This is a genomic window from Lactobacillus sp. UCMA15818 (assembly GCF_030400225.1).
In the GTDB taxonomy this organism is placed as follows: Bacteria; Bacillota; Bacilli; order Lactobacillales; family Lactobacillaceae; genus Liquorilactobacillus.
In genome coordinates this window covers 327,608-352,701 of record NZ_VJYB01000002.1, presented here as the reverse complement: position 1 = coordinate 352,701, position 25,094 = coordinate 327,608, and the positions used below count along the sequence as shown (strand labels likewise).

At 32.8% G+C, this 25,094-nt stretch carries 28 protein-coding genes and 2 pseudogenes; 4 read left to right on the top strand and 26 right to left on the bottom strand.

All coding sequences use genetic code 11. The features are described 5' to 3' along the window. Positions 1-390 precede the first annotated feature (390 nt). The 15 genes and pseudogenes from FFX44_RS04720 to FFX44_RS04650 all read right to left on the bottom strand — a co-directional run bounded on the left by FFX44_RS04720 (position 391) and on the right by FFX44_RS04650 (position 14,073). Positions 391-1,203 carry a CpsB/CapC family capsule biosynthesis tyrosine phosphatase gene (locus FFX44_RS04720; protein WP_289978392.1) on the bottom strand — a complete coding sequence of 271 codons (813 nt, stop codon included), beginning with the start codon at positions 1,201-1,203 and terminating at the stop codon, positions 391-393. Then, positions 1,157-1,912 (bottom strand): CpsD/CapB family tyrosine-protein kinase, encoded by a 756-nt coding sequence (locus FFX44_RS04715; RefSeq protein WP_289978390.1) that lies wholly within the window; start codon positions 1,910-1,912, stop codon positions 1,157-1,159. Before FFX44_RS04715 ends, FFX44_RS04720 begins: the two co-directional genes overlap by 47 nt. Before the next feature lie 17 nt (positions 1,913-1,929). After that, positions 1,930-2,703: a Wzz/FepE/Etk N-terminal domain-containing protein gene (locus FFX44_RS04710; RefSeq protein ID WP_289978387.1), complete on the bottom strand. Its 774-nt coding sequence runs from the start codon at positions 2,701-2,703 to the stop codon at positions 1,930-1,932. 19 nt (positions 2,704-2,722) lie between these two features. Beyond that, the gene (locus FFX44_RS04705; protein ID WP_289978385.1) at positions 2,723-3,685 is read right to left on the bottom strand and encodes an LCP family protein; all 963 of its coding nucleotides are present in this window, start codon (positions 3,683-3,685) and stop codon (positions 2,723-2,725) included. A gap of 94 nt (positions 3,686-3,779) precedes the next feature. Then, entirely contained in the window at positions 3,780-4,829 is a 1,050-nt protein-coding gene (locus FFX44_RS04700) for an NAD(P)-dependent oxidoreductase (RefSeq protein WP_289978383.1), read from the bottom strand. A gap of 3 nt (positions 4,830-4,832) precedes the next feature. Further along, entirely contained in the window at positions 4,833-5,561 is a 729-nt protein-coding gene (locus FFX44_RS04695) for an IspD/TarI family cytidylyltransferase (protein WP_289978382.1), read from the bottom strand. Between the two features lie 64 nt (positions 5,562-5,625). Continuing rightward, positions 5,626-6,483 carry a LicD family protein gene (locus FFX44_RS04690; RefSeq protein WP_289978380.1) on the bottom strand — a complete coding sequence of 286 codons (858 nt, stop codon included), beginning with the start codon at positions 6,481-6,483 and terminating at the stop codon, positions 5,626-5,628. Positions 6,484-6,688: 205 nt separating this feature from the next. Then, a complete protein-coding gene (locus FFX44_RS04685; protein WP_289978378.1) occupies positions 6,689-7,918 on the bottom strand; it encodes a hypothetical protein in 1,230 nt (409 codons plus the stop codon). 2 nt (positions 7,919-7,920) lie between these two features. Beyond that, positions 7,921-8,880: a glycosyltransferase gene (locus FFX44_RS04680; protein ID WP_289978376.1), complete on the bottom strand. Its 960-nt coding sequence runs from the start codon at positions 8,878-8,880 to the stop codon at positions 7,921-7,923. 4 nt (positions 8,881-8,884) lie between these two features. Further along, positions 8,885-9,856 carry a glycosyltransferase family 2 protein gene (locus FFX44_RS04675; protein ID WP_289978375.1) on the bottom strand — a complete coding sequence of 324 codons (972 nt, stop codon included), beginning with the start codon at positions 9,854-9,856 and terminating at the stop codon, positions 8,885-8,887. Positions 9,857-9,935: 79 nt separating this feature from the next. Continuing rightward, on the bottom strand, positions 9,936-10,889 hold the full coding sequence (locus FFX44_RS04670) for a capsular polysaccharide synthesis protein (RefSeq protein ID WP_289978374.1): 954 nt from the start codon (positions 10,887-10,889) through the stop codon (positions 9,936-9,938). A gap of 31 nt (positions 10,890-10,920) precedes the next feature. Continuing rightward, a complete protein-coding gene (gene cps2T / locus FFX44_RS04665) occupies positions 10,921-12,078 on the bottom strand; it encodes a beta 1-4 rhamnosyltransferase Cps2T (protein ID WP_289978373.1) in 1,158 nt (385 codons plus the stop codon). Between the two features lie 186 nt (positions 12,079-12,264). Next, positions 12,265-12,369 (bottom strand): annotated as a pseudogene (locus tag FFX44_RS04660) (UDP-glucose 6-dehydrogenase); the annotation flags it as partial. 14 nt (positions 12,370-12,383) lie between these two features. Further along, on the bottom strand, positions 12,384-13,061 hold the full coding sequence (locus FFX44_RS04655) for a sugar transferase (protein WP_289978372.1): 678 nt from the start codon (positions 13,059-13,061) through the stop codon (positions 12,384-12,386). A 259-nt stretch (positions 13,062-13,320) separates the two neighbouring features. Next, complete coding sequence (locus tag FFX44_RS04650; protein WP_289978371.1) at positions 13,321-14,073, bottom strand: hypothetical protein; 753 nt, start codon at positions 14,071-14,073, stop codon at positions 13,321-13,323. Positions 14,074-14,278: 205 nt separating this feature from the next. Here FFX44_RS04650 and FFX44_RS04645 point away from each other — a divergent pair, with 205 nt between their 5' ends. Next, on the top strand, positions 14,279-14,839 hold the full coding sequence (locus tag FFX44_RS04645; RefSeq protein ID WP_289978370.1) for a sigma-70 family RNA polymerase sigma factor: 561 nt from the start codon (positions 14,279-14,281) through the stop codon (positions 14,837-14,839). A 274-nt stretch (positions 14,840-15,113) separates the two neighbouring features. Continuing rightward, on the top strand, positions 15,114-15,581 hold the full coding sequence (locus FFX44_RS04640; protein ID WP_289978369.1) for a hypothetical protein: 468 nt from the start codon (positions 15,114-15,116) through the stop codon (positions 15,579-15,581). A 581-nt stretch (positions 15,582-16,162) separates the two neighbouring features. On the opposite strand, the pseudogene FFX44_RS04635 reads toward FFX44_RS04640, so the two are convergent. Next, positions 16,163-16,303, bottom strand: a pseudogene (locus FFX44_RS04635) (helix-turn-helix domain-containing protein); the annotation flags it as partial. Positions 16,304-17,468: 1,165 nt separating this feature from the next. On the opposite strand from FFX44_RS04635, the gene FFX44_RS04630 reads away from it, so the two are divergent. Both FFX44_RS04630 and FFX44_RS04625 read left to right on the top strand, forming a co-directional pair. Then, on the top strand, positions 17,469-17,732 hold the full coding sequence (locus tag FFX44_RS04630) for a type II toxin-antitoxin system PrlF family antitoxin (RefSeq protein ID WP_289978368.1): 264 nt from the start codon (positions 17,469-17,471) through the stop codon (positions 17,730-17,732). Next, positions 17,732-18,079 carry a type II toxin-antitoxin system PemK/MazF family toxin gene (locus FFX44_RS04625; protein WP_289978367.1) on the top strand — a complete coding sequence of 116 codons (348 nt, stop codon included), beginning with the start codon at positions 17,732-17,734 and terminating at the stop codon, positions 18,077-18,079. Before FFX44_RS04630 ends, FFX44_RS04625 begins: the two co-directional genes overlap by 1 nt. Before the next feature lie 96 nt (positions 18,080-18,175). Here the strand turns inward: FFX44_RS04625 and FFX44_RS04620 are convergent, their stop codons facing one another. From FFX44_RS04620 to murI, 10 genes are all read right to left on the bottom strand, one after another. Beyond that, on the bottom strand, positions 18,176-18,430 hold the full coding sequence (locus FFX44_RS04620) for a HigA family addiction module antitoxin (protein ID WP_289978365.1): 255 nt from the start codon (positions 18,428-18,430) through the stop codon (positions 18,176-18,178). A gap of 333 nt (positions 18,431-18,763) precedes the next feature. After that, a complete protein-coding gene (locus FFX44_RS04615) occupies positions 18,764-19,021 on the bottom strand; it encodes a helix-turn-helix transcriptional regulator (RefSeq protein WP_289978363.1) in 258 nt (85 codons plus the stop codon). Between the two features lie 469 nt (positions 19,022-19,490). Further along, entirely contained in the window at positions 19,491-19,778 is a 288-nt protein-coding gene (locus FFX44_RS04610; RefSeq protein ID WP_289978361.1) for a helix-turn-helix transcriptional regulator, read from the bottom strand. After that, positions 19,771-20,142 carry a type II toxin-antitoxin system RelE/ParE family toxin gene (locus FFX44_RS04605; protein WP_289978359.1) on the bottom strand — a complete coding sequence of 124 codons (372 nt, stop codon included), beginning with the start codon at positions 20,140-20,142 and terminating at the stop codon, positions 19,771-19,773. The genes FFX44_RS04610 and FFX44_RS04605 overlap by 8 nt, the downstream gene beginning before the upstream one ends. A gap of 522 nt (positions 20,143-20,664) precedes the next feature. Then, positions 20,665-20,961, bottom strand: coding sequence for a hypothetical protein (locus FFX44_RS04600; RefSeq protein ID WP_289978358.1), 297 nt, complete (start codon positions 20,959-20,961; stop codon positions 20,665-20,667). Positions 20,962-21,019: 58 nt separating this feature from the next. Next, positions 21,020-21,439 (bottom strand): protein-export chaperone SecB, encoded by a 420-nt coding sequence (locus tag FFX44_RS04595; RefSeq protein ID WP_289978356.1) that lies wholly within the window; start codon positions 21,437-21,439, stop codon positions 21,020-21,022. After that, positions 21,439-21,990, bottom strand: a complete 552-nt coding sequence (locus FFX44_RS04590) for a helix-turn-helix domain-containing protein (protein WP_289978354.1) — start codon at positions 21,988-21,990, stop codon at positions 21,439-21,441. Before FFX44_RS04590 ends, FFX44_RS04595 begins: the two co-directional genes overlap by 1 nt. Positions 21,991-22,320: 330 nt before the next feature. Further along, entirely contained in the window at positions 22,321-23,472 is a 1,152-nt protein-coding gene (locus tag FFX44_RS04585) for an RNA-guided endonuclease TnpB family protein (protein WP_289978353.1), read from the bottom strand. Between the two features lie 139 nt (positions 23,473-23,611). Further along, positions 23,612-23,764 (bottom strand): hypothetical protein, encoded by a 153-nt coding sequence (locus tag FFX44_RS04580; RefSeq protein WP_289978351.1) that lies wholly within the window; start codon positions 23,762-23,764, stop codon positions 23,612-23,614. Between the two features lie 455 nt (positions 23,765-24,219). Beyond that, positions 24,220-24,996 carry a glutamate racemase gene (gene murI, locus FFX44_RS04575; RefSeq protein ID WP_289978349.1) on the bottom strand — a complete coding sequence of 259 codons (777 nt, stop codon included), beginning with the start codon at positions 24,994-24,996 and terminating at the stop codon, positions 24,220-24,222. Positions 24,997-25,094: the final 98 nt, after the last annotated feature.

Below are 25,094 nucleotides of genomic sequence, written 5' to 3'. Positions count from 1 at the left end.
GACTAAACGTAGGAAAAGGCTGGTTCAAAATATACCGAATCTCAAAAATTAATCTTGAAACAGCCTTTCTATATTAATACGAACAAGCATGTTTCCTCATTTAATTAAGATTTTGGATAGTATCAGAATCAGCTCATAATAAATAATATAATGACTTGCAACTTACTGCCACTAATACTATCATATTTTAATACCTAAAACTACTAAACAAAAGAAATCTTTTCTAAATATTTAATTTGCAAATTTAGTGATATATTATCTTCAACAAAGCAAACTTTTTTTAATTTATATGAGCATTCACATTGATTAGCCAATTAAATTTATATTGAAAAAATAAGCATCCATTTCATCTAAGAAACAAATACTTACTCCACTTATACTATACTTTTTCTAAAAAAGCCAAAACTTTTTCTTCTTATCAACCCGCGAATAATCTCTGGCAAAAACTGGCATTCCATTAAGTAAATTCTCCGCATTACCTTCGAATTCATCAACTTCGGTCTGTCCCAACTCTGTTCGCAACTTCATAAATGCCTCTCGTAATGCGAAGCTGCGACCTTTCAGTGCATGGGCATCAGATGCAAAAATCTGAACAAGGTTATGTTCAACGAGCTGTTCAGAGATATGCTGAACCTTCTCACCAAAACCACCGACATAACTGGTTGCCGTCAGTTGTGATAACGCCCCATCAGCAATAAAATCATATAAAAGATTCAAATCTCCTTGAATCTCATGATTGCGTTCTGGATGAACGATCACCGGAGTTGTTCCTAGCTTACGCAACTCAAAGAATAAACGCTTAGCGTATGCAGGAACTGAGCCATGAGGAAATTCAATCAGCATGTACTTCTTATCTTCATCAATTCCCAGTAAATCATCGTACTTTTCAGTCAAGTCTCCATTAATATGAACTTCCTGTCCAGGAAAAATAACAAGCGGTATTCCGTGATGATCTAGTTCACGCTGAAAATCAGTAACGTGCTTAATTACATCATCTCGATGGTTAACATAATCACCATCCAAATGATGCGGAGTTGCCAAGATATGTGTTATTCCCTCAGCAACGGCTTGATGCGCAAGTTCTAGTGAATGTTCCAGATCAGGAGAGCCATCATCAATCCCAGGGATTAAATGACAATGCAGGTCAATAATCTTATTACTCTTTGTCAGACTTGCCGTAGTATCCGTCTCCATAATAGCCATAGTATCCACTCCCACCTTCTGCATGAACATCATTGTAGATTGAACCAATGACATTAGCATTTACATGTTTCAATAAGTCGACAGCATGCTTCACGGCTTCCTTCTCAGTAGTGTTCTGGCGTGTCACAAGGATTGTACCCTCGACCTTGGTTGAGAGCACCTGCGCATCTGTTACTGATAACAATGGTGGAGCATCATAGATAACCAAGTCGAGTTGCTCCGAGAGTGCCTTGATTAGGAGATCCATCCGCTTCGAGTTCAATAATTCAGCTGGATTAGGCGGTACCGGTCCACTTGGCATAACGAAGAGATTCTCGATTGAAGTCTCGTAGATTGCCTGATTGACATCGAAGTCACGGTCTGTCAGATAGTTAGTCAGCCCCTTAGGATTGGCAATGCTAAAAGTTGCGTTGATTGTTGGTCTACGCATATCGGCATCAACCAAGAGAGTCTTTAAGCCCTGACTTGCAAATGTAACTGCTAGATTCGCAGCAATCGTCGACTTACCTTCTGAAGCCATCGAGGAGGTCAAAAGGATATTGCGATACTGATGATCAGCATTAGAGAACTGAATATTAGTGCGGACTGTCTTGAACTGTTCAGCAATCACTGAACTTGGATCGGCAGCAGAAATCATTTCAACACCGTTCTGCATTGAATCCATTGACAATTCTTTCTTTTTCTTCTTTTTATTCTTAAATCCAAACATTATTTTTGACCTCCTTCCTATACTCTGCGTCGTGAAAGCTTTTCACCATCTACATTGCCACCAATCACGACATTAACGACTCGACGATACTTCTTACTCTGAATATGACTAATTGCACCCAAGCTCGTAAGTCCAAGTTCTTCAACTAAGAACTTCTCATCACGAACAGTTGTATCAAGCAAGTCCTTGATAACAACGATTGCCACTCCAATTAGCAAACCAACAACGATTCCAATTAATAAGTTAAGCTTCTTATTAGGAGACACTGGATCTGTATCTGCAGTTGCCTTGGTAACGACCGTCACATTATCGACCTTCATCATCTTCTTAATCTTCTGGCTGAAGACCTTACCAATCGTATTAGCAAGATCAGCAGCGGTATATGCATTCGTATCAGTAACGGTGACAGTCACCACTTGCGAATTTGTTTCATTAGAAATCGCTACTAATTTCTCAAGTGACTCAACTGATCCCGAATAATTATCCTTTTGGCGCAATTCCTTCACGACAGGAGCTAAGATAACTGGCTTTTGGATAACATCCTTATAAGTATTGATTGCCTGCAGATCTGCTTGCTGTACATTATATTGTAAACTTTGATTACTTGCCTTTTGGTTAACTAATAAATCAATTGAAGCACTATACTTGGGTGTCATTAATATAAAGGAAACCAGCATAGCTACGATGGCTCCAAGAACACCCCACAAAATAATCCCTAGATAATTCTTTTTAAGTAAGACAAACAATCGCCGAAGATCAATCACTGTCTCATTATTTGCTTCTTCACTCATCAATCTACTCCTATACTGTTTATTTAGTCAGTTCCAATGCACTTTTTAATTCGGTCGTTACAGCGTCAACGTTCTTTTGTGGAACGACCTGAAATGAGATTCCATCAATCATCTTACCATATCCTTGAAGCTGAATCTGCTTAACTTTATCAGCAGAACGGTACTTGGTCGCAATCGTCTTCATTTCATTGAATGTGATGTCGGTCTTCATGTTGCTGGAAAGGGCTGATAAAATATTCTGATAGTTAGTGATACCTTGAACAGTCGCAATTTTTTTAACAAGTCCTTCTAACACCAGTCGCTGGCGCAATTGCCGTCCATAATCACCGCGAGAATCTTGATATCTCATTCGTGTATACGCCAGAATATTACTTTTATTAATTGTCACTGTACCCTTTTTGAAATGATAACCTAGATTAGTGAAGTCCAAGTCATTTTTTACCTTGATTGATCCCAATGCAGAAGATAACTGGACCAAACCTCCCATGTTCATCTCAATATAATGATCAATGGGAACATTCAGATAACTCTGCACGATATTCATTGCCATACTGGTTCCACCATATGTATAGGCAGAGTTAATCTTGTTCTCAAAGCCATGACCGGGAATAGCAACTTCTGTATCACGTGGAATACTTACCAAAGCCGTCTTCTTCGTATTTGGATTCACCACCGCGACCATCATCGTATCAGTCCGTCCCTTATATGTACGTCCATAGTCTCCTGTATCGGTCCCCAAAAGTAAGATGGAAAATGGCTTACCATTACTGATAGTTCTTGTAGCATCTCGCTCACTTTTGTTTTTAACCTTATGATATGTAGTATCAACGGCACTCCTAGTATCGTTATACACCTTGGCAATTATTAAACCATCGATTACGAAAAATAAAATAAGTAAAGCAATTACAATGCTCCAAATTTTTCTTTTTTTACTTTGATGATGATGCCTATGACCTGATAACCTTTTTTTATTTTCAGACATATATACATTTCCTTCCCCAATATCATATAATTCTTATATGAAATAATATCATTAAGTATACCTAACTAATAAATAAATACTTTAGCTCTAGAAATCATTCTAGCTTCATATACATAATCATTCTATTATATGACTCTCTTAACCCAACTTTAGGTGTCCAACCTAAAGACTTAATTTTTGAATTATCTAACCATATTTTTACATCGGGCGCATATCCAAAATTTGTATCTGGAATATCAATTACAACTTTGCTTTTCCCATATGAAAATTCCTCAGCTACTATTTTAGCCATATTTTTAATTGTAGTATGATTGTTCTCATTTGAAACATTATATGCTGCTCCAGGTTTCCCTTTAAGCAATAAAACTAAAATAGCGGAAATTGCATCCATTGTATAAACATAATTTCCCTCTGATAAACCTTTTGTATGCAAAACTATATTTTCTCCTCTAATTGCACTTCTGGCAAATTGAGCAAAAACTCTATTTTCGGTTGATAAAATTCCAGCACCAAAGGTTTGGGCCAACCTAGCAGAAGTTATATTCAATCCATACTGTGTATGATATGCAGTACACAGCATCTCACACATTCTTTTTCCTTCTGAGTAAGAAGATCTTGGATTGGTTAAATCAATATAACCCAAATCTTCTTCGGAAACTTTACCATTCTTTAGTATTTGACCATAAATTTCCATAGATGAAACATAAACCATTGAATCAATGTTGCTTCTTTTGGCAAATTCTAGTACATCACGGGTACCATCAACTGCAGTTCTTATTGTTCCTACAGGATTATCAATTATTAATTTAGATGACGTTATGGAAGCAGCGTGGACAATAAAATCTATGTTCCCTGTAAAATTTATCTTGTCTACACCCAAATTAACTTTATAGAAAGAAAGAGAGTCACAAGGCAAATAAGATCTGTAAATTTTTTTGGCTTTTATTTCATTCCTAACGACAGCAATTATTTTAATATTTAATTTTTTCGTCCTATTAATACACAATAATGTTTTAATTATTAATGACCCTATCAAACCAGTGGCTCCAGTAATAAAGAAAACCTTATTAGAAAATTCGTTAAATTCAATTTGTTTGCTTTTTATAAAATTAGCTATATCATCTTTTAATATCTCATTCCCCATAAATTAATCACCAATTCCGTATATTTGCGCATCTTCTTTTGCATCTAACATAGCCCTCATTATATAAAAATCATCCGGAGTGGTTACTTTTATATTTTCTTGCGGTCCATCAACTAGAAAAAGCGTCTTACCATAAAATTTCATCATTGAACATGAGTCAATAAAATTTAGTTTCCCGTCTTTGATTGCTTTTTTGTGTACAGCAAGAATATCTTCTAAGTAAAAACTTTGTGGAGCACGAGCTAATCTTGAATGAGATCTATCTGGAACAGTGTCTATTGCCTCATCCTCATCAACAATAAGTAGTGTTTCTTTAGCTTTGATAGATGTAATTGCTGAGCCATTTTTTATGACAGATTTAACATTATCATGAATTGTTTTTAAAGTTATTAATGGACGAACTCCGTCATGAATTATAGCAATATCTCTGCTATCTTTACTTATTTTTTCTGCCGCTACTAATCCATGATATATAGATTCTTGTCCCGTTTTACCACCTTTGACTACTTTTTTAATTTTGTGCAAATTATATTTATTAATCAAATTATTCAAATAATTTATCCAACTTTCTACACACACAACAATGATAGCGTCCACTTCAGAACTCTCTTCAAATAATTCTAATGTATGAATAATTATTGGCTTACCATGTATCTTCAAAAATTGTTTAGGTAATTCTTTACTATTCATTCTTTTTCCAACGCCACCAGCAAAAATAACTGCTATATTCATTTCGCATCCCCTATTTTTAATGTTTTTGAGACAAATTTAAACTCCAACTAAAAATTTATTTTACTTAATATTCTAATTTTAAAAAAATATGCTGTTCTCTTTTTTCTTCCAAGGGAATTTTCATATAATTGCCATAAAATTTTTCTAGATATTTTTCGGCATAAAATGGAATGTTAAAAAACTCATTCTCAAATCTACACTTTCTGTATTTGCACAGGTTTTCTCTCAAATCCAGCTCTCCATTAAAATGTTTTCTACCAGAAGGTACGGATACATATTTTGATTTATTGTTTTTACATAACGAAAAAAAAACGTTTGACAATTTAATGTAGATTGTCAATGGTAATATTTGTGATAAAAAACCTATGATGTATTTTAATACACCATATTTTAACTTCCTAGATTCCTCATTAAAAACTTGTTTAGGTATTCCCCTATTCTTAAATGATCTATTGCATGACACAATGAAAGCAAAGAAAAGGCTAAAATAAGTTTGTATCCACCGAAGAGATTTATTATTAAAAACATTTTCGACTACGTATAAATCAATTGAAATACCACATTTCTTTTCGTCCTCATAAAGGTCATATTTTCTTTTAGCAATTGTATTTTTTTTTCTAATTTGCGTTAATAATAGTCCAATTTGCGGAGAATTTAAAGGAGTCTGTATGTAATAATCATTCCCTAAATACTTATCAAAAACCCGTAAAAGTTTGTTATAATCCTCCCTTGGGATATTTATATCAATATCATCGTCCCATGGAATAAATCCCTTATGCCTTACCGCACCAAGCGCACTTCCACCAGTAAGGCTGTACTTAATATGTTCTTTTTCTAACACTTCTATAACGTCTACAGCTACACTCAAAACTGCATTTTGATATTTTTTCAGAGAATGACCTTCTAATTTTATTAATTTCACCTTTAATTTCTCCTCATATTATTATGATTTGACCCACCAATCAAATATTACTTTGCTTGTTAAGTACTACAGTATAACGTCTAATTATCATTGCCTTTAATCAATTGATATAGAATTATTTTCCCCGTAATTAAATTACATTTTTGACTTATGACCAATTATCTAAAGTACCAATCACATGCTAGCTATACAAGTAACTCTAATATTATTTTTTAGTAATAGCTTGATATGGCTTCTCCGACCAAATAATGGCTAATAAGAATGGTAGAGCTATTATTCGTACATTATCAAAGATACTTTGTGACATAAATGATGCCAAAATTGTGTAACACAAAGTCCCAATTGTTAACAAATTGAAACAAGACTTTCTTCCTAAATATCTCTTAGAAAAAGCCATAATGAAAGGATAACAAAAAATAATTATACCTATTATTCCATAACGAAAATATTGTCCAATAATTCCAAGATCTGACAAGTAAAACTTTAAAGCATTTAAAGAATTAGAATCATTTAAAATTCCAATTCCAAAAAAAACACCAAAATATTTTTCTTTCATTAATCCACTAAAATACTGCAGTTCTAAAAAGCGAGCATATGTAGAACTTCCTTGAGAGCTACCTAAACTAAATGAATTTAAAAAATTTTGTAGAAAAGGTGTGTAGAAAAGAAATACTAGCCATATGCACATAAGCATGTATGACAAAACAGCACTTCTAGAATGGATATTTTTTACAAAATACATTATTAATAGAACGATAAAATAACTAATCAGCTGACTTCTAGACATATATACAAAACATGCATACAAGCCTAAAATAATAATGCCTAACATTGACATTAACTTATTCTTCATTTTTTTACTATTCATTAATATATAAGCAAAAAGAACAAATGAAATTCCATTAAAAGCAGTTGCTGCTAATCTAATACTTCCATTCGATTTAGTCCATTCCCTCCCATTTTGATCAAATAAAATAGAAAAAAAACTGCTTGAATGATAATTATACAAGTACCAAATAAAAAATCTAAAAGAAGTTGCTATTAAATCGTAAAAAGCAATATTTTTTAAAATCTTAATTAATCCCTTACGAGCAATTACTTCTTTAATAGGAAATACAAGTAAAAGGTACAGATAAGGCAATAAAACATACATTGCCGTAAAAATATTTGTTGTACTGTATACTTGTGATCTGAGAAATTGAAATATTAAGTAACCATAAAGAACTATCAGATAGATCAATTCAATTGACCTTTTTTTAGCAATATTTTTACCTTTTTTTTCAAAAATTAGAAATAATACAAAGATTATAACTGTTAATACTGAAGAAACATATAATGATAAATTTGGGATCTCTTTAAAGTAAAAAATACCTAAATTAAAAGTTAATATAATGTAGATGATAAATATATATATATTTGAAATTTTTATTTTCATATTTATTTTTTCCCTTTAAAGTTATCACCTAAATTACCTGCCACACCATTTAAATATGCTAAATATATGATTCTCAAATTTGACCACTTACGTAAAGCAATAGCTCGTACGGATAAATCTATTACTAAAAAAAAATTTCTTACATTCCTTACAGCAAAATTCTCACCATATTTTTTCTCAAAAAAGAATTGGTTTCTATAGAAATAATAATCTTTCCAGTTCATACGTTTCTTTTTTGGAAAAGTTACAACTGGTCGTATTTGCCTATGCAAATGAGCTCTTGTATTAAAAATAATCAGCCCATATTTGCGACACCGATATGCATACTCAGTGTCATCAAACAAAATAAAGAAGTCTTTATTAGGATAACCAACTTTGTTTATAATATCAGACTTAATTAATGGACCTTCAAAAGGCATATCAACTACTTCAATTGAATTATCGCCAATATCACTACTACTAATAATCCTCTTTTGCATTCCAAGTCTAAACAAAAAAGGATTTTTCAAATTAAAGTCCACTATAGCATTATCGCTAAAATAATTATCACTCCTATTTGGAATTACAATTCCAACATTTTTGTCGAAGGATGACAACATTTCATTTAAGCAACCCTCATCTGGCAATACGTCATCATCCATACACCAAATATAATCAGAGCCAAAACTGTTAGCCATTTTCATACCAGAATAAAATCCACCAGAGCCACCAGTATTTTTAGAACTTTTTAGGTAAATGGTTTCTACATTATCCTTCTTATTTATATATAATTTGTTTTTCTCAACAATTGACGATTTTATATAGCCATTTTTTTGAAGCTTACATGTTGTTTTATCTGTTGAATTATTATCAAAAATCACAATTCTCTCTAATTTGTAACTTTGAATAAGTAAAGATTTAAGAAGTTTTATTAAACAGTCACTTCTATTATATGTAACAATTAAAACTGTAACTGTTTCCATTAGTTCAATCCCCCATTACAATTTTTCTATATTTAAAAAGACACACAAGAAAATCCCATTTTTTATTTATAATCAGATTCCATATTAAAAATTCTTTTGAAAAAACACACAACTCATTCCAGTTAATGGTTATACATACACTATATATAATTCTTTTGAATAATTTCCCGTCTATTTTTTCAAGATATAGAGAATACATAAAACCCACAATTTTGTTCATAAAAATATTATTTGTTTTTCTAACAAAATTTCTTTTGTGTTTTTCATTGCACAAATACATATCTATTAATTTTAAACGATCTTTATAATTTTTCATAATAGACATTAAAAATTTATACGGTTGTTCAGTAAGTCTTTTTTTTGCACTCTTAGAATCATATTCATACATATACATGTATTCTTTAATGTATAATACATACTTTGATTTTTTGATAATTCTTATAACAAAATCTAAGTCTTCTCCTGTTACCAAATTCTCATTTAATTTCAATTCAGAAAAGGATTTTTTTTTAATAATTTTACCCGCAATACCATTTAGCAAATCTGTAGTTGTTACTGCTTTTACCAACTCTATTTTTTCTATTTTCCCAGTATAATTATTTTTGAAAATAGGTTGTTTTACATGATTTTTTTTTAAAGTATCAAAAATGATGAAATCACCTCTAAGATAACTCTTTTCTATTTTATCTGCCCATATAAAATCATCAGCATCCACAAAAAGTACGTATTCTCCCTGTGCACATTTCAATCCATAATTTCTTGCACTACTTACTCCACCATTTTCCTTCCACAAATAATTAAAATTTGAATTGTTTTTAGTGAATTTGGCACAAATAGTCTCTATGTATGATAAGGATCCATCATTGATCATTAGCACTTCGAAAGATATATTCTTAAATTTAGTTAATGACTTTAAACATCTTATTAGCTTTTCATTTTCAGTATTGTAAATTGGAACTATAATTGAAAGATCCACTTTTTTCTCCTTCTAAACTAGCATAAAGCCTAAATACCGGCAAAATATTTTTAAATAAATGATTTGTTCTATGCTTTGGTTATAATTTAATTATTCTTTCATAATAAGTATCGTAGGTATCCATTGATTCTAAGTTGAATTTATAACTCAATTTATGAAATGAGGTCCTCTTCTTTATAGCCGCCCATGTCTTTTCGTCATACTTATCAAACAGGCGGAGCAATAAAATGTGAGGTGTAGAATTATCAAATGGAACTATTTTTCCCCATTCTTCATGATATGTTTCAATAGCTAATTGAAACATATCATGAAGAAGAAAATAATCAATCATCTTATTATTCGACAACCAGTATCTATAGAGCAATTTTTTGGTTAACAAAATGATAGGATTTTTAGGCGATGAAGTAATAAACCAACTTGAAATTTGAGTTGACTTCCCATCAAGTCCTGGTTTTAATGAACTAAAAACAAATAAATCAGAGTCAAACATATAATTTTCATAATTATCACCAGAACAATAAACCGTTGCATCAATCCAAGTTCCACCGTATTCAGATAATAAAGCAACTCTTAGCAAATCAGATATATGAGTTTTTGTTATTATCCCTGTATCAATTTTCCTCTGAATATAATTTGGAAAACTAATATACTTTTTATAATTATATTCATCTAAAACTACTATATTCCTGTTCTTTAAATTTTCACATAGTGACTCATAGCATTTTTTAACAATTACAGGGGCATTTTCAATTCCTTGTGCCCAAAAAAACCATATTTTTCTACATTCACTACGTTGAATATCTCCGCTCATTGAAATTTTTTCTTTTTCACCCAATATATAACTTTTGTATTTTCTTCTTAATTTACAAACTATTTTATTTTGAATAAATAAGCGTGTAATTTCCAATGATTTTTTTGAAGGCCCTGAAATAAGTAACAGAATACAAGTACGGAAAAAGATATGATTATATATTGTCTTTCTTATCACGTCAAAACCATCAATTTTTTTAAAAAATTTCAAAAAATCATTCATTAAAAACTTACTCCTTTTTTAATATAACTATTTATAATTCTATATATAGCTCATACTCATCAACTATTTTTTCCCAAGAATAAGAATCTAATATTATTTTTTTGCTTACTGAATTTTTATCCATAATTTCCTTTTCATGTAACGATATTGTAAGATTTAAAAGGTTGCCTAAAGAACCCTTTGATTCAGACCAATAAAATGCCCCATCTCTTCCCACTTCTCTATTAAACCCAATATCATATAATAAGTTTAGTTTTGTGCTAGCTAAAGCTTCCAGCAATGAAGGATTTGTTCCCCCAACAGAATGACCATGTACATACGCCATAGCATGTTCCCTAATAAATTTTAGCAGTTGCTGGTCATACACCGTTCCAACAAATTTAATTCGTGGATCTTTTTCAAAATGTGTTTTCCGTTTCAAATTTTCATAAAACTTATTTTTTTCAACATTAGTAACTATAATCAAATCTTCCTCAATATTACTATTCATAAACTCTCGAATCATTATCTCAAAATTATTTTCAGGTACAAACCGCCCAACAATTAAAAAATAACTATCTAATATAACTTTATTTTTCTCATACCATTCCTTAACAGATTTGTCCTTTTTAGTTAAGAATGATTGAATTATGTCTGCACCGTACGCAATAAATGTAGTTTTTGGATTATATTTTGAATATTCTCGCTGAATATACTTTTCAATTGTCTTACTATCACAAATAATAAAATCTGAATTTTTAATCATTAATTTCTCGGAAAATTTCCAATATTTTCGAACAGGAAATGACCATTTTTCCCTTTTCCATTCATGTCCATCTGGATTAACCCAGATTTTAAAACCATATTTATGAAATTCTTTAACATAATAATGTAACAACGGTCCAACTCGACAAGCTAGAATATAAACAATTCCATTTTTGATATTATTTTGTTTAATAATTTTCAAGGCCCAACTTAGCGCTTTTAGATCATAAACAATAGCTCTTGCTCCCCCAATATTTGGAACTGTAATTTGTTGACAATCAGCACCATTATACTCATATCTTTTTGCTTTTTTAAACGTCATACAAGCTACATGATATTTTATTTTTTTATCTTTTTTTCGAGTCACCAAGTTATCAACAAAAGTTTCAAATCCACCATAGTTTGCTGGAATACCTTTAGAACCAACAATAAATACATCTTTCATACAATAATAGCTCCTAATAGATTTTTTATTTCTCAATTAACATTTGATAACAAAAAATTAAATAAATTAATTTAATTTTTAAACCAACTATAATATAAGCAACTATATTACTCTTTTTATCTTTTCTATTACAACAATCAATTTCACTAAGTTTCTCAATTTTGTTTAAAATAAAGCTAACCTATTTACTTTTTCAGGGATAATATCCACCGCTGTTACTTCATAATGTTGTGATAATAATGAGGCAATACTCAACCCAACATATCCAGTCCCCGCTACTCCTATCTTCATAAATTCTGCCTTCTCTAATATGCCCCATTCGGAACTATCATTATTTTTATTGTTTTTAAGATTAATGCCAAATCATACAATAAGCCGCTTTTTTGTATATATTGCAGATCCAATTCCACCATCTCATGGAACCCGACTTCATTTCTAGCACTCACTTGCCACAGACCAGTACAGCCTGGTACAACCAGCAAACGCTGCTTATCGTATTCAGAATAATGTGCAACCTCATTAGGCAACGGGGGACGCGGACCTACAAGACTCATGTCACCCTTTAGGACATTGTATAATTGTGGTAATTCATCAAGACTCGTTCTTCTAAGTAACTTGCCAATTTTGGTAACGCGAGGATCATTATGCAGCTTGAACATCGCACCCTCAACTTCATTGAGCTGCTTCAATTCTTCAAGCTTCTTATCGGCACCCATGCACATTGAGCGGAACTTGTATATTGAAAATAATTCACCGTTCTTACCCACACGCTGCTGCCTATAAATAACTGTGCCGCCCTTTTCCTCATGTTTAATACCTCCAGCAACTGCTAGAAGCACTGGAGATAATATTACCAACCCGCAGGCACTTAACACCATATCTATGATTCTCTTACAGAAATGGTATAGATGACGACTTCTGAGTTTCTCACGATCAAGAATCCTGCTATTACTGAAACTAATTCCTTGTAAATCATCATTCACACCTACGACTCCCCCTTCTAAAATAAGCTGTCTAACAGAAGAACAATTACATTTTAATTATACACATATTTAAGTAAATTAGAATACCCAAAAAATCATAGAAAAAATCATAAAACCTACTAACGCTTGTGATTGAACAAAAAAATAACATATTGTAGTAATATGTTATCCGTTTATCTTGTGTTTTACATTAATCTAACAAATATCATTTGACTTACTTTTTTTCTACCTCCGTTTGTAAAAAAATTTTGGTTTAACATTAGATGATTTCCCTGCTTTTTCTCTTAATATCCTTCGCAATCTCTGCAACTAATCCCTCTGATACATCATCACCTAGAACATGCTTGAGCACAGATTCAATAATATAATGGACTCCCCAATCCAACTCATTCTTTAGCGAGCTGCATTCAGATTCCTGATCTGAATACTGTCTACAAATATTATAGACATCTGATTGTTTAATATCTTGAAATTCAACATTGACCTCATCCACTACTTCGCATTGCTTCAACATAATATTTCCAGCTATTCGCAGCTGTCGCTTAACTACTATCTTGTTAACCATTAAGTCCATCTTTAGTGGTGCACCTAAGAACTCTTTGAAGATCATCGTCATATTTCTTTTATTCTCTGTAAATGTGACGCAAATCGTATTATTTACCAGCAGCCAATCAGTCGAATGCTGCGTTGCTCCAGACATTGGTACTATCACCTTTCTACCATAGACGTATGGTAGCCCCTCTTTGCTTTGTGCCATCATCCTTGTTCCCAAGAAGCTAACTGCCTGATTGTTCACAAATTGATTAATTAACTTCTTAGTCTCCTTGTTAGTTCTGACAATCCCCCTGTACTTGTCAACCAAGATTGATTTGCATCCCAGCTTTTTGTAATTAAGACAATTAAGAACAAAAAGCGTACTTTGCGGATTAATCACCGCTTTTGTATCCAACTCCGAATTGAAGATAATCTCATCAAGGTCGAATCCATGAAATAAAATTTTTTCATGATGCATTTGCTGTCCCCTCTACCCTTTTTCATTTTTGTCATCGCTTACATCGCTCTACTTCTATTATAAAGTTTGCTCTAATAAATTACCATATTAATTTTAATCTACCTATTTAACCATTTCTTCTATGTTACTAGAATCAGTATTTTTGTGTACTCTGAAGATGATTTAAGGCCTTGAATCAATTCAAATCAACTGGAGTGATTCAAAAATGAATGATAAGATATCCACTTTTGCATTTAAACATCTGTTACAAGACAACAATACAAAGCTAATCCATGGGGTACTAAAAAGTTTGGGAATTGCACCTTCTAGAAGTGATTATCAGGATCTATACCAAGAGGGCTGCTTATTATACGTTGATGCTTACGAGACCTTCTTTGCAACACATTCACATGAAGATCTAGAGTTATTCGGTCCATATGCATTTCGCCGAATTAAGTGGCGCCTGCTCGACTGTATTCGCAAAGAAGTTAGACAGCAAGCACACTGTGAACCTCTGTCACTAGTGGTTGCAGGTGATTCAGATTCCGGGCAAGAGTTCGTACATCCAGACCCACTTGCTTTGAACTTTGAAGGTGAGATCCTTGCCAGTGCATTCTTCCAAGAGCTCTGGGAGAAGTGCTCAATGCAGGAACAAGCGTATCTTGCGAATCGTGTTGCAGGTATGAGCATAACCAAGATGGCGCAGATGCTGGGTGTATCTAGGCAATCCATCTATAAGTGGCGCGCTGGAGTGATTGATAAGGCGAAGAAAATTATTGAGCGGTGATTTTAAATAAAATATCAGTCAAAGCCTAATCTATGTCTACAAAAAATGAGGGATAAAATTCTTAAAATCCAAGAATTTTATCCCTCATTTTTTTGATCTAAGATTGTAAAAATACTCAAAGAGTAGATTATTATTTTGCATGATTAAATCCATAATTTTTTTGAAAACTTATTACATAATAATTTTTCAAACTCAATGTGCTATAATTTCCATTAGAAACAAAAAGGGATACGTAACAGAAAAGAAAAGATTAGACTTATTTGGAGGAAAATTAATGATATTTATTACTTTACCTAGTCAGCAGGAAGCCAAACTTGATTATCCAAATATAACTCCTATCGAATGGGTTGGCTATTCATTCACTGCTACTGCAAAAGAACTTTGGGAACATAACTTGGGGATATGGAAGCTCGGTAAGCGAGCTTTATTTGAGTCATATGTAGCATTAATTTTTAACGGCTCAGTAAAATTAGTAGCCAAGATCCATGATATTAAAGAATATCCAAAATCGGATAATCGATATTACTTTGAAGGTACACCTTTAACTCCTGGTGACCCAATTTATGATAGATGGATCAATAAACCTTTTAAAGGTACCAGAAATCCCATTCATTATTACAAAGATCCACAAGCCGATGGTTGGGACATAGATAAGGATGTAGAAATTAAAAATTGCCTATTAGATTTAAAAAAGAAGTATCCCAATCGAAGTCAATTCATTAAGCATCTCAAAGAGGCCTAATAAATTGAAAATAGATTTAAAAAACACTAGGATAAAGATATCCCAGTGCTCAGTAAACTACTTCTTATCATCCTTTTTAAATATCAAATAAATGATAAATAGTTGGATGACTAAAGAAGCGGAAATTGTTAAAGTCAAGAATAACACCTCTTAGCATACAGTGTTACTAAAGATGAACGGTCTTTTACTGTAGCCTTGATCAGGCTATCAGACACTAGACATTAAATATAGAAAATGTTATCATTTAGTTGGAAATAGTGATAGGTCAAGATTATCACATCTTAGTGGACTTGAACAATCCACATCACTCATGGACTCTCAGACTTAACTCTCTGAGGGTCTATTTTTATGTACAAAAAAGACTCCCTAGAAATTAATCTAGAGAGCCTAATTTATCAAGTTGAATATATTTCATGTGACTTACATCGGCATTAAAGTACCAAGCTTCTAGGAACAAGCATAACTTATTCCATACATTTCAGTATTCGACAGCAGTTTACTCTATTTACTAAGGTTTAGCCCAAATCAAGTTTTAATATATTTTTACTTGTATTTATATCTCTATCTAGCTGCGTATGGATTAACCATGAATATTCTGTTTTTAATTTCCTTAATAAGAAGTTCATTGCAAAACCATTTAAGAACCTAGAATCTTTATTGTTCTTATAGCGTTTACTTTGCATATCCAACATCTGATTCCAAACAAATCTGGTTGCCCCAAAGTTCCAACATATTGAGAACCAATTAACAGAATACAATTCTGGGCGATCAAAGCCCTAATTCATCTTACGCTTAAAAGTATAAGTTTTCTTAGTTACCGACCCTATAAATTGAAAACAGATTTAAAAAACACTAGGATAAAAATATCCCAGTGCTCAGTAAACTACTTCTTATCATCATCTCTAAATATCAAATAAATGATAAATAGTTGAACGACTAAAGAAGCTGAGATTGTTAAAGTCATTGGGTTTCACCCCTTAGCATACAGTTTAATTAAAGGTAATCAGCCTTGTACTGTAGCCTTAATCAGTATATCAGATACTAGACAATGTTGATAGAGCATGCTAATATGAGCATAGAGATTGTGATAGTTATTGGGTTAATCCCTTTAAAAGTGGACTTAATCAATCCACATCACTCATGGACTCTCAGACTTAACTCTCTGAGGGTCTATTTTTATGCACAAAAAAAGTCTCCCTAGAAATTAATCTAGAGAGCCTAATTTATCAAGTTGAATATATTTCATGTGACTTACATCGGCACTAAAGCACCAAGTTTCTAGGAACAAGCATAACTTATCTCATACATTTCAGTATTCGACAGCAGTTTACTCTATTTACTAAAGTTTAGCCCAAACCAAGTTTTAATATATTTTTGCTTGTATTTATATCTCTATCTAGCTGCGTATGGATTAACCACACTAAGGATTTTGCTTTGGAAACTTTCGAGACTTAAATTTAGGATATCCACCAAGTTTTTTTAAAGTCTTTGGAAAGTTACAGCTAGAGTTTCACAAGTGTCTTGCAGCGAGGTGCTCTCAGCTTGTTTTAACCATGAATATTCTGTTTTTAATTGCCTTAATTTTTCTACAATTTTTAATTATACAAGGGATATCTAATACTAGCCAAACGTTAACACAAAAGTCCAATGATTGCTATATTACAGATAGACGCAGAAAATAAAAACGATCAATCTAATAACTAGAGACTGCTGAAAAAGTAGCTTTACCAACCTGAAAATCTTCTAACAAATATTTTTGAATTCGTTGCAGGATGTTTGAGTCTTTAATATGTAAGACAATTTATTGCATAATTTTTTCTCCTTTTCTTGAGATATAAAAATAGTTATGTTATTATTTATGTAAGGAAAAAGTAAGGAGATGATATTGTGAGCGCAAGTAACGTAACTAAAGTTAGTTCGAAAATCACAAGTAAAAATCAGATTACAGTTCCTAAAACAGTACGTGAGCTGTTAAAAGTTCAATCTGCTGATACGATTGAGTGGCAAATTGAGCCAAGTGGTAAGGTAATGATTGTACGCAGCAAACCTGATCTATGGCACCTTGTTGATGAACAAGAAAAAAAGTTCGGAAATCTCAGTACAACAGAAGTTGATTGGGGTAAAGACGTAGAAAGTGAAGATTTTGATTAATGAAATTAAAACAAGGCGCTATTTTGTGGATTAATTTGGATCCAGCTAAAGGCACTGAAACTAAGAAAAAGCGACCGTGTTTAGTTATAAGCAACGATCACTATAATCGCTATTTTAATACGATACTGGTTGTACCAATCAGTACGTCTGATAAATATCGCACCTTAGAAAAGTATGTTGAATCACCTTTATTTATTGGAGTAGACAAGGGAGAAGTCCACGGAACAGCGTTATTACAACATGTCCGTGCCGTCGATCCAACAAAACAATCAGATGGAGAAGTTGTGGCCACTTTATCTCAGCAAGAAATTAGTTCAATTAGTACAAAAGTCCAACAATTTTTCTGAAAAACAGATGTCATTTATTAATAAAAACAGCAAAATAGTCCCCAACATCTACATCATAGATGGGGGGATTTTTAATTATGGACCCCGAATCTAAAATCATGATTCATGGCTATTAAATTGATATTGTCGAATCTGACTATACTCATTCCCTTTTTCTTCTTCGGCATTACGAATATCTATATCATTTTGTAAGTTTAAAAAATAGCGGTCAGAAACTCCAAAAAACCTGCCTAATCTAACAGATGTATCAACAGTGATTTGTCGCCGGTCATGTAAAATATCTTGTATTCTAGACGTTGGTACATTGATCTTCTTTGCCAATGCATAGGCTGAGAAGTTCAAAGGCTCCATAAAGTGGACACATTTTTGGATAATAATATAATACTTTTTACACAAGCCACGTTGTTTTTTTATACTGGGTTAAGCCGAAAATAAATGATATACGGCAAAATATTTAATAAGGTATATTGAAACCGTTACCTATCCAGTCTACAACGGTTGGGAGGTGTAAAAATTGTTTACTTCTTTCTTTGCCCCACTTGCGGTTGCGCTGATAACAACGTGGTTTACGGACTAGCTAAAACCGGAAACGCCAAAAATAAAAGTAAACACCCCCAAAATTATGTTCCAACTTTAGGAGTTCACATCACTCTAAAAATTTCGACGACTTTTCATTTTAAAATTTTAAGCACGAACTAAATCCACTTTTAATTTTAATCCTAACCCTTTAGCATATCGGTTCAAGGTTTTTAGAGTTGGTACAGATTCTAACATTTCGAGTTTAGCTACTTGTGGCTGCTTCATACCAATTCGTTCTGCTAGTTCTTGCTGTGACACGTTATTTCTAATCCGTTCGGCATATAATTCAGCCATAGTATCAATAATAAACTTTTCATCTAGCGGAATTGAAGAGAAACTTGTTTTTAAATCTGCTAATCTCATCATTATTCACCCTTTCTTGCTAACCAATCTTCCAATAGCGTAATTGCGTGTTCAACCTTGGGGGTTCACTATGTCTAGATTCAATTTCGAGTTTCGTACTAAAATAGTTACCGAGTACCTTGCAGGAAAGAGCTCCACATCGTTAACCAAAAAATAATACATATCAACACAGTCTTGGCTTGGTGTCACAAACTCACTATATTCATTTTTAGAATAAGTCTAATGTTCCATAAACTGCCAAATTCATCTTATGAAACTTGAAACACATATGCTAATTTTTCAACAGTTATTACATCAACATCCTTTTTAGCTTTCTTTAACAAACTCAGTTAAAATTTCTTTTTTAAGCTTGTTGATACTCTAAAGTTATTGTCTTAATTTTCAATTACACACTAAGTATTAAAAAAGACATTCGTTTATCCATGAATGCCTCTTTAAATGCCATTTAAAATATTAATCATCATACAGACTAAGTGAAACTAATTTGCAGTGACTTGCCAAACGCATTCGCAATCTTTGAAATGGTATCCATGCTTGTGTTAGCACCATTTTCCACTCTCGCAATTGTTGATTGTGGTAAACCTGACCTTTCTGCTAAATCATGCTGTGTCCAACCATAAGCTTCACGTTCATTGCGTACTGCCACAGCACTATTCAATTTATTTAGTTCTGCTTTGACATCATTGGCAAAGGTTGGATCTTTTAAATCTTGGGTAAAAATATCATCAATATCTGTTAAATAAGTTTTATTAGCCATTCTTTTCATCTTCCTTTCGTTGATAATATTCTGCTCGAATTTCCTTAGCGTGCTTGATTTCACGTACTGGTGTTTTCTGGGTCTTCTTAGTAAAACCATGCGTAATAATGTATTGCTCTTCTTCGGCATGAAAATACAAGCCTCTTTGAATATTTGAAGCAATTTTGGACCTAATCTCGTATAGATTACTGTCTAATTTCTTGATCCACTCCATTTTGGCAGCTGTTAATAGTCCTTGTTGTTCAATTGCTTGGATTAATGCAATTAATTTTTTACGATCTTTGACCGACAATTGTTGATAAAACTCCACAAATTCATCATGACCGTTTAATCGTTGATAGCTCTTAAACTTTGGTGTTTTCATAAGTTAATTATATCATATATTGAATTTAATTCAAAAGATAAGTCAGGATTTCTTTATCTATGTAACGTCCCATAATGTCGCCCTTTTTTATGGTGTTGCCGTTGCTTTCTCTTTAATTCATATGCTAGATCCGCTTGTTTTTTTTTGCTTGTGTCTGCTCCTGCTGATTGTCATACAGTAAGTTCATTAACGTGTCCGTCAATAATCTACCATGTGCTCATGTCGGTAATTATCCGTTTTTTGATTATGTCGTTCTAAAGATTGCTTAGCTTGTGTCAGTTGTTTATTGGGGCTGGCTTCCCCAATAAACAACTGTTGCGTACCCCTATTCTTCAATACCCGTAACAAGTTAGCATTCTTAACTTTTTCTTGTTTGACTTGCCCATTCAAGTGATTAAATTAATAATTTCTTTATACTCTAATTCACTCATATCCAAAGAACCACCTTCATACTATCTATAAGGGTCATTAGATATTCCCAGATATTCGGACATTTCTGATTGATCCATGTTATTCTTAAACCTACTTTTCAAAATAAGTTTTGAATAAGCAGCAACTATTTTGATACTTAAGTACTTCTTTTGCTGTAGGATTATCTGCAATTAACATATCACGTAAACTCATGGTAAATCCCGCTTTCTCTAAAACCCATTGCTTCTTCTTAGGAGTAGTTTCATCATTAATAATGTTTGTTATTCTTCCAAAAAAATCGGTTAACTGGTTCGCAGTCATTTTTTCAGGAGAATATGTATTTACCCCATTTAGTTTAGTAAAACCAAAAGTAATCAAACTACAATTAATCTTATTATTTGGCGTCAAAAAAGCACCTCCAAAACTTAATTTTCATGTCCAAGTTTTGTAAGGCACTTCACTTATGTCACACTCTCTTTTTATCTTGTTGAGCTAGAACCTTACTAACATTAATAGTTGGCATATTATAACCAGGAAATTCATTAGATGTCGTTGTCAATGTGGCGATAATGGCACGGACATATGGATAAAGAATAGCGACTGCGTTATTACGTATTAAAGTGTCCAAACCAATCTTTGTGGTGTCTTCATCGGTTTTATAAACAAAGGTTCCTATTATAGAACAGCTAACTTGGAATGGAATATTTTTATGCTCTAGAGAACCAACAACAACTGATAATGTGATATTAATATTATTATCTTCTAAATTGATTTTTGTTGTCATCTTGGGTTCTAAAGAAATAGGTTCTTTTACAGATTCAAATCCTGTATTTCGCTCATATTTCATTTGCATAACCTTATATCCCAAAAATTGTAAAGCACTCACTATGCTACATCTCCTAACTTATTGTAAAAGAACAGATTATCTTTGTATATCGGCGAGGTAGTATACGAAATATCGTCAGAGATATATGAAGATGAGTCAAGCTTGTTAAGTAATGGTTGCTCAGGAAGTTCTTGCAAAATGTCAGGTATTTTTTTCTGATATTCATAATTTTCCTTAACAAGTCTGAATAAAATGTCTTGATATCTCACCTGCACACGTTGATTGTTTTCAATCTGTGTTAATGACGAGAATCCAATTCCAATAGCATTAGCAAAGTCTCTTACTGATATGTTTAATTGATTACGCAAATTTCTAATGTCATCAGGAGTCATGTAACCTTTACGTTTTCTATAGGCGTCAAATCCTCTTCTAACATTTTCCATTGGATCATCGAAATCTCCCCACAAGTCACCATGTTTATCTTGCCAATAGTGATTTAACACTAATAAATCAGCCTCATCTTTAACTTCTATGACTTCTGGTTTCCAAACTTCGGTATAATTTTCTGTAGTCTCCAATTCGGGGTTATAGAATTTTTTTATTTTTTTCATTGCAATACCCTCTCTTTTTCTACTAACTTTAGCTAGTTATCTATATGGAAAGTACAATGGGTGTTCTGCTTCGTGTAATGAAATCCACAGAACAGTCCCACTTGGCTTATCCTGAAATTTTAAATAGCAAGATGGATTATCTATATCTAACCCAAAAATCCAGATATTGCCAGGAACAGGTGGCTGATGGTTATCCGCTATTGGTCCTGAAATATAATTTTGCCAAGTTAGTGACTTACGTCGGCACTAAAGTACCGAGCTTCTAGGAACAAGCATAACTTATCTCATACATTTCAGTATTCGACAGCGGTTTACTCTATTTACTAAGGTTTAGCCCAAACCAAGTTTTAATATATTTTTACTTGCATTTACATCTCTATCTAGCTGTGTATGGCATTGAGGACAAGTCCATGTTCTTACATCTAGTTCGTGTTTACCGTCATCATATCCACAATTAAAGCAGAGTTGACTAGTCTTGTATGGATTAACCACACTAAGGACTTTACCATACCATTTGCACTTATATTCCAACATTAGTCTAAGCATTCTCCAAGATTGATTAGCGATTGCTCTAGCTAGTTTGTGATTCTTAATCATATTATTAGTTTTCAAATCTTCAATCACTATTTTGTCATAGTCTTTAACTAACCCAATTGTAATCTTATGAAGATAATCTTTCCTCTGGTTAGCTATCTTTTCACTATATTTAGCGACCATCTGTTTAGTCTTGGTATAGTTCTTAAAGTTGGCTAGTTCTCTAGGTTCAACGACTTTGTTGTGTTTATCCCAAGCTATTTCTTTTTGTGCTAATAGCCTTCTTCTAGCTAGTCGTTTTTCCCAATAGTGTTTCTTCTTAGCAAGAATCTGATCAAACCTAATTGTCGGATATTTAACAGCATCTGATGTAATTATTAAATCAGCTATCCCCATATCCAAACCGACAGTTTTATTTGTCTTACTAAATTGTGTTTGATTTTCACACTCAATTAGTAAAACGCAATAGAACTTGCCTGTTGGACTTAACTGGATAGTCGTTGACTTGATTTTGTCATCAGTGAATTTCCCTCTGTACTTCATAATGCCTAATTTAGGCAGCTTCAAATAATGATTATCAATCAATCTAACATTGTTATTTATACATTTAGATTTAAAACTTTGCTTTGGAAATTTTCGCGACTTAAATTTAGGATATCCCCCAAGCTTCTTAAAAAATCTTTGGAAAGCTACAGCTAGAGTTTCACAAGTGTCTTGTAGTGAGGTGCTCTCAGCTTGTTTTAACCATGGATATTCTGTTTTTAATTGCCTTAATAAGAAGTTCATTGCAAAACCATTTAAGAACTTAGAATCTTTATTATTTTTATAACGCTTGCTTTGCATATCCAACATCTGATTCCAAACAAATCTAGTTGCCCCAAAGTTCTCAACTATTTGTTTTTGTTGTTCTAAATTAGGATATATCCGTAGTTTAAGGCCTTGATACATTCAGGTTCACCTCCTTTGATGTCAAGCTTTTCTCCAAAATTTCAGCATATTGAGAACCAAGTAACAGAATACAATTCTGGTCGGTCAAGGCACTAATTCATCTTACGATTAAAAGCATAAGTTTTCTTAGTTACCGACCCTATAAATTATAAATCATATCAAGTGCAACATCTTGATCTATTCCTAGCCTACTAAGTGTCAGTAAATTTTTGTGCCGAGTACTAAGCCGCCAACGTTCTCGTCTATTTTGAATATCTTTAATTATAATTTTTATATCGTCTACATTGGTCAATGAATTACACATCCAGACTGCATCATTTTTATATATAATAGCACATCTGTATCTCGTGAGATACGGATGTGCTTTACTTAACAGTATATTAATAAATTTAGTTGCATTATCTATTTGATAATTATAACTTCTAAACTCGAAGCCTAATTTTATATACGCATTAAGACTATCAATAACCTTTTTTAGCAAAAATTTCTGATTTTATATACTTTTCATTTTGTTATGCACTATAGAATGTATTCACTAAAACATATTGGCGCCACTTTTCCATTTTCATACTTTATTTTATCTTAAAAGCTAAATTTTAAAATGTATTTCTTGCTTTTTTAATTACGCTCAATATACTTTTTACTTCCGCTTCTATATCCATATATACGTTTTGCAAATTCATATTTCAAGACATATTAATCAAAAATCGCAAAAAAATTTACTACATTTGTAGCCAGGTCATGCCTTTACGCATTGAACAATCTTTCACTCAGCTCAATCTTGCCTGTCCCTATCTCACTATTAGCGAAGATAACTTTCCCCTGATGATTCAGAGGCTGTAACAATTCCTTGTCACGCAAAATTCTTTGCAGTTCTCTGGCTGCTCCTGGCCCGCCATCAATAATGAATTGCTTGTCACCCATCACCTCTTGGATGGCAGACTTCACGAATGGAAAATGCGTGCAGCCCAATACGATTGAGTCTGCTGTTTCCTTATATGGCGTTAACAATTCTGTCAGATAATTCATCACAGCTGGTGAATTCAGATCGCCTTGTTCAATATATTCAACGAGATCTGGTGCCGGAACCAGCACTAGGTCTGCGAGATTCTCATATTGTTTCAATAATTCTTGGAACTTCTGTTCTCTCAATGTCAGCGGTGTAGCCATCACTAGAATCTGCGAATTAGGCTTTCGTAACACTGCTGGTTTAATAGCTGGCTCAAGTCCGATTACTGTGAGGTTCGGATGAGCTTGCCGAATATCCCCAACCGCTGCACTTGTAGCAGTATTGCATGCAATCACGATGGCTTTAACTTCCTGCTCAACAAAATGATCAACAATATCAAAACTCAATTTTTTGACCTCATCTGTAGTTTTGATGCCATATGGTGCATTATCCGAGTCTCCGAAAAAGTGATAATCTTCCTGGGGCATAAGACGATGTAAATCACGGAGAACGCTGATACCGCCAATACCAGAATCAAAGACTCCAATGGGACAGTCTTTTGTTATTTCATACATTAGCCATACTTCCTTTATATCGATATGCTTACTATTATACTATCATAATCAAGAACATTCACTAAACTATCATAATCAAGAACATTCACTAAACTATC

Coding starts and splice junctions, on each gene's coding strand:
- FFX44_RS04715 (WP_289978390.1), bottom strand. CDS start 1,912: ATGTTTGGATTTAAGAATAAAAAGAAGAAAAAGAAAGAATTGTCAATG.
- FFX44_RS04615 (WP_289978363.1), bottom strand. CDS start 19,021: ATGAGATTAGCAGATTTAAAAACAAGTTTCTCTTCAATTCCGCTAGAT.
- FFX44_RS04640 (WP_289978369.1), top strand. CDS start 15,114: ATGATATTTATTACTTTACCTAGTCAGCAGGAAGCCAAACTTGATTAT.
- FFX44_RS04705 (WP_289978385.1), bottom strand. CDS start 3,685: ATGTCTGAAAATAAAAAAAGGTTATCAGGTCATAGGCATCATCATCAA.
- cps2T (WP_289978373.1), bottom strand. CDS start 12,078: ATGAAAGATGTATTTATTGTTGGTTCTAAAGGTATTCCAGCAAACTAT.
- FFX44_RS04720 (WP_289978392.1), bottom strand. CDS start 1,203: ATGGCTATTATGGAGACGGATACTACGGCAAGTCTGACAAAGAGTAAT.
- FFX44_RS04700 (WP_289978383.1), bottom strand. CDS start 4,829: ATGGGGAATGAGATATTAAAAGATGATATAGCTAATTTTATAAAAAGC.
- FFX44_RS04670 (WP_289978374.1), bottom strand. CDS start 10,889: ATGAATGATTTTTTGAAATTTTTTAAAAAAATTGATGGTTTTGACGTG.
- FFX44_RS04685 (WP_289978378.1), bottom strand. CDS start 7,918: ATGAAAATAAAAATTTCAAATATATATATATTTATCATCTACATTATA.
- FFX44_RS04650 (WP_289978371.1), bottom strand. CDS start 14,073: ATGCATCATGAAAAAATTTTATTTCATGGATTCGACCTTGATGAGATT.
- FFX44_RS04625 (WP_289978367.1), top strand. CDS start 17,732: ATGAAATTAAAACAAGGCGCTATTTTGTGGATTAATTTGGATCCAGCT.
- FFX44_RS04710 (WP_289978387.1), bottom strand. CDS start 2,703: ATGAGTGAAGAAGCAAATAATGAGACAGTGATTGATCTTCGGCGATTG.
- FFX44_RS04585 (WP_289978353.1), bottom strand. CDS start 23,472: ATGTATCAAGGCCTTAAACTACGGATATATCCTAATTTAGAACAACAA.
- FFX44_RS04620 (WP_289978365.1), bottom strand. CDS start 18,430: ATGGAGCCTTTGAACTTCTCAGCCTATGCATTGGCAAAGAAGATCAAT.
- FFX44_RS04610 (WP_289978361.1), bottom strand. CDS start 19,778: ATGGCTAATAAAACTTATTTAACAGATATTGATGATATTTTTACCCAA.
- FFX44_RS04590 (WP_289978354.1), bottom strand. CDS start 21,990: ATGAAAAAAATAAAAAAATTCTATAACCCCGAATTGGAGACTACAGAA.
- FFX44_RS04645 (WP_289978370.1), top strand. CDS start 14,279: ATGAATGATAAGATATCCACTTTTGCATTTAAACATCTGTTACAAGAC.
- FFX44_RS04680 (WP_289978376.1), bottom strand. CDS start 8,880: ATGGAAACAGTTACAGTTTTAATTGTTACATATAATAGAAGTGACTGT.
- murI (WP_289978349.1), bottom strand. CDS start 24,996: ATGTATGAAATAACAAAAGACTGTCCCATTGGAGTCTTTGATTCTGGT.
- FFX44_RS04605 (WP_289978359.1), bottom strand. CDS start 20,142: ATGAAAACACCAAAGTTTAAGAGCTATCAACGATTAAACGGTCATGAT.
- FFX44_RS04695 (WP_289978382.1), bottom strand. CDS start 5,561: ATGAATATAGCAGTTATTTTTGCTGGTGGCGTTGGAAAAAGAATGAAT.